Origin of the sequence: Lachnoanaerobaculum saburreum DSM 3986, from assembly GCF_000185385.1 — a bacterium.
GTDB lineage: Bacteria > Bacillota > Clostridia > Lachnospirales > Lachnospiraceae > Lachnoanaerobaculum > Lachnoanaerobaculum saburreum.
This window is the reverse complement of record NZ_GL622296.1, coordinates 558480-561006: the sequence shown is the minus strand read 5'-3', so window position 1 is coordinate 561006 and position 2527 is coordinate 558480. Positions and strand designations below refer to the sequence as shown.

At 33.6% G+C, this 2527-nt stretch carries 3 protein-coding genes and 1 pseudogene; 2 read left to right on the top strand and 2 right to left on the bottom strand.

The features are described 5' to 3' along the window. Positions 1-232: pseudogene (locus HMPREF0381_RS15115) on the bottom strand (IS4 family transposase); the annotation flags it as partial. Between the two features lie 17 nt (positions 233-249). After that, positions 250-447, bottom strand: coding sequence for a hypothetical protein (locus HMPREF0381_RS02725; protein ID WP_008750335.1), 198 nt, complete (start codon positions 445-447; stop codon positions 250-252). A gap of 290 nt (positions 448-737) precedes the next feature. On the opposite strand from HMPREF0381_RS02725, the gene HMPREF0381_RS02720 reads away from it, so the two are divergent. Both HMPREF0381_RS02720 and HMPREF0381_RS02715 read left to right on the top strand, forming a co-directional pair. After that, positions 738-977 (top strand): helix-turn-helix transcriptional regulator, encoded by a 240-nt coding sequence (locus HMPREF0381_RS02720; RefSeq protein WP_008750334.1) that lies wholly within the window; start codon positions 738-740, stop codon positions 975-977. A 210-nt stretch (positions 978-1187) separates the two neighbouring features. Beyond that, positions 1188-2204 (top strand): hypothetical protein, encoded by a 1017-nt coding sequence (locus HMPREF0381_RS02715; RefSeq protein WP_040461088.1) that lies wholly within the window; start codon positions 1188-1190, stop codon positions 2202-2204. Positions 2205-2527 lie beyond the last annotated feature (323 nt).

Here is a 2527-nt window from a genome sequence, read left to right as displayed (position 1 = left end):
GATAACCCGGTTTAGATATTTCTGTTCCCGGATGTGTTGTTTTCATATAATTTCGCAGCTCCATTTTGAGAGTAAGACCTTTGCGATTAATCATAGAATACACTAAATCTTCTAGTGGCATCTTTCTACGTCTGACAAGAGTGTTTGTTTTGCCACCACGACATACCTCAAGAAATACATCTGAAAGAATATTATTCTGATCTTTTAATAGTCTATTCTGTGATTTTCTCACTACAGCCCTCCTATTATTTAATCCTCATCATAAACAAGACGAGGTTTCTTCTTAGCATAGGCTGCCTTCAAATATGGAATCTGCTCCTCAGTAACTGCACCCAGATTCGCTTTCACTGTCTGCACAACCTTGCCATCAATACGTTTGTTTTCAACAAGGCTGGCATAATAATACTTTTCACCTCTATATTCTTTTGTAAGTATTTTTATAAACATGCTACACCTCGTAATTTTTCTCACTACAAGTATAGCATAATTATCGTTTTTTAACTATCTTTTTGTAATATTTTTCTCACTACTCTTAAGTTAATGACATTGTTTAAAATAAAGGGTTTAAAAGAATTGCGCAAAATCAAATAGTTTATCCGAAATTTAAAACGTCGAAACTTTCATAGTACTTCGACGGAAGACGGGAAAGTGGATATCGATTAAATTTGTAAAAAATATTGACACTTTAAATAATTATATGGTAAACTTTAGGTATCTAAAAAAGGAGAGATATAGTTTTGAAGAACCATATAGAAAGATACAGAAAACCTTTAGGATTATCACAACATAGATTAGGTAAAAAGGTAGGAGTATCAAGAATTGCTATAAATAGAATAGAGACAGGAAAGGTTACGCCAAGTTTAAGACTGGCAAATGATATAGCAAATGCCCTTGGAGTTTGTTTGTATGACATATTTGATTTAGATGATACTGGAAAATACAAACATATAAAAGGTGATGTTAAGGTTAAAACTTAGAAAGAAGGAGCTATATGAAGGATATTGATCCTATGAGGTACAAAAACGGAGATTGAATAGTGTGTTTTTATAGTGAGTAATACTGAAATGTATTGAGCATTATAGGAACAGGTAACGAAAGGCACCCATAGCATTAATTGTTGGTTTATCCATAATTACAACCAATAGGTTTGTATAAAATTATAAAGTCTAAATAACATGGAATTTTTTATGAAGCAGTTTATCATAATTTTTTTTGCCTATGCATTATTACTTACTGCTTGCAGCCATAATAAAACACCGTCTTATTTGTCCATTGCGGTAACATCCTATAATGATAATACTTCTCCAAAGAATGGGATGACCACCACGGTCTTTAAGTACTCATTTGAAGGCGAGCCAGTGGCGGTTGGAAGTGTTCCATATACTTCCCAGTACCCGTATGCCGTATATGATGACAAGGAAAACTCCCTGTATTATTCGGCGGTGGACGAAAGCGGCAAATTCGATCAGCTCTGGCGGTATAATTTGGACACTAAAAAAGCGGAAAAGCTCACTGACTCCCTGTTTGCAATTAACTATATTATCCCCAGGGAGGACGATATAGTAATGGTAGCCTGTAAAAGGGGGGGAAGGATAGACGAGCCTTATTTGTTTAACAAAAAAAACAAAACTCTGACTAAACTGGATTTTGGGATTGATTTTAACTGTAGACTGTGTACCTACCAGCCTGAAAGCGGCAGGATAGTAATGTCTGGCTATTCGGAAAAAGAATGTGATGTTATTGAAGAAGCCTTCGACAACCGTATCAATCCTGGTTTGGAAGAATGTCCTCCTCCAAGTGCTTATATTTATGAATTAAAGGGAGATAAACCTGAATTGTTATTAAAGCTGGAGCAATATGCAATAAAAAATCTTGCAATAATAAATAAAAATGAAATTTTTTATAGAGGTAATCCTGTAAGTTTAGTTAATTCTCAGGGTTCTCCATATACCCAGTTTCGTTTTAAAACTGGGGGAAATCCTGAGGAATTTGAGCTATTCAAAAGCGAATTTCCTTTGGAAATATATGATGACTTTATTTTTGCCTCAGTGAATGATGTTTATTTTGCGGGAGCTGGAGGTGATACATATCCGCAGGGGATTTATCATTACGATATTGAAAAAAATAGGATAGAACCGGTTTATGACAGCAGTAAGATAAACGGATATGCGAACAATTTTGTTTTTTTGAAAGGTTATAAATAAGTTATTCTTAATACTTCTGGTACAGTGCTATGATATAAACGGATTTATGTTGTGTGTATTAGATTATAGCAATAAAGAATGACTTGGGTAATATGAGATTTTTTAGATAAATACATCGGACAGAATTAATGTTAGCAAAACACATTCCTGTACTGATACTTCTAAAATAATATTTTATACCCTTATATCTAAAGGTTGGAGCTTTGATTAATATCAAAATTCCAGCCTTTTTAATATAGCTTGCAATAATAAATTACACATATAAATAATCCTAAATTATTCATAGCATAGCTATGTCTGCGGCTGAAAGCCACATAATTACT